1 protein-coding gene and 1 pseudogene are annotated in these 1,341 nt (G+C 37.7%); both read right to left on the bottom strand.

The window, feature by feature from the left end:
* Positions 1-395 precede the first annotated feature (395 nt).
* On the bottom strand, positions 396-971 hold the full coding sequence (locus PVK71_RS20255) for a redoxin domain-containing protein (RefSeq protein WP_274421120.1): 576 nt from the start codon (positions 969-971) through the stop codon (positions 396-398).
* 66 nt (positions 972-1,037) lie between these two features.
* Positions 1,038-1,341 (bottom strand): annotated as a pseudogene (locus tag PVK71_RS20250) (N-acetylmuramoyl-L-alanine amidase); the annotation flags it as partial.

Genomic DNA, 1,341 nt, shown 5'->3' with positions numbered 1-1,341 from the left:
GTGTATTTTATAAAAACGAGCTAGTGCCGTTATTGGAGTCGGTGTGTGAGCTTAATGAATTTGTAGGGATGGATGTTATTACGATTAAAGACTACGAAGGGTTAGATGGATCGCCTAAGATTGCATAGTACGGTATTCTACAAGGCTTGATGCCATGTTGATTGAATTAATGGTTAAAAAAACCAATACTTCGTTGGTGGGGAGAAGTATTGGTTGGGACAATGCTTGACAAGGATACCTATATTTATCCCTAATTTACTAGGAGTTGGTGTCTATGATCATAAAGTCATTAAAAGTAGCAGAGCCTTCTTTTTATTGAAGGTAACCTGTGGTCTAGGTAGGGAAAGAACCTATTGTGCTCAATACTTACCAAGGTTAGGACTCAAACCAATAATCTATCCATAGTACAATCCTGAATTATAAGTACCGCGAATAGGGTAATTATGCTCACGGATAAACTTTATTCCTGAAAGTATCGAATTGATGTCAGGACGAGCGAATGGTGCATTTGATACCTCCACTATTTGTACTCTGCCTTCAGCATTAATAACAAATAAAGCAGGTTCAGAAAAAAGATGATCAGTTTCGCTCATGGTATTAGGGGCTGAGAGAGGCGTTGATATATAGAGGCCAAGTTGCATCATATGACCTACTTTCATCCCGTGAGCGATTGGATAGGTAATGGATAGCTTTTTACTATGCTCATCTACTTGCACCATATCGTCAGCGGACACGGCAATAATATCAACGCCTAGTTTTATAAAATCATCTTTGTATTTTTCTATTTCATTTAAATATGTTGTACATAAAGGGCAATGCTGACCACGGTAAATTATTACCATTCGCCAATCTGTACCTTTTTGTGGAGTACGAATATCTACTGTTTTGCCATTATTAAAGATAGGCAGTCTAATTTCAGGGAATTCATCACCAGGATTAAATTTGAATGATGAAGTTAATTTAGGTTTCATTATAAAATCCTTAACATGTCACGAAATGAAATAGAGTCGGGTGATTTTTTTGCGCTTAACTCAATGCTATTTAAAATACTTTTCAACGAGCGCGAATAGTATTGCTGTGGTTTCAAGATCCATAAATCCATTATATTTTTCAGGTCTAAAATGCAATTGAAATGCACGAACAAGCTGTGAATATTCACCATCAGTGGCATAACCGTATTTTTTAAAGGCGGCTAATATGTCCTTTTTATCAGGTAAGCCAGTGCTAAATTCAGTGATGTATTTTCGCTTCGTGTCTTCATCATACCAAGCCCCAACGCCCTCATCGTAAAGTGCCTTCCATGGAAAGACAGGGCCTGGGTCGCTCTTTCTTCCAACTGAG

The organism is Aliivibrio sp. S4MY1 (genome assembly GCF_028765545.1).
Classification (GTDB): Bacteria; Pseudomonadota; Gammaproteobacteria; order Enterobacterales; family Vibrionaceae; genus Aliivibrio.
The sequence above is the reverse complement of the archived record's forward strand: the minus strand, read 5'-3'. Positions and strand labels throughout refer to the sequence as shown.

What these genes read in the sequence shown, in the direction of transcription:
- PVK71_RS20255 (WP_274421120.1), bottom strand. Translation starts at nt 971, where the DNA reads ATGAAACCTAAATTAACTTCATCATTCAAATTTAATCCTGGTGATGAA.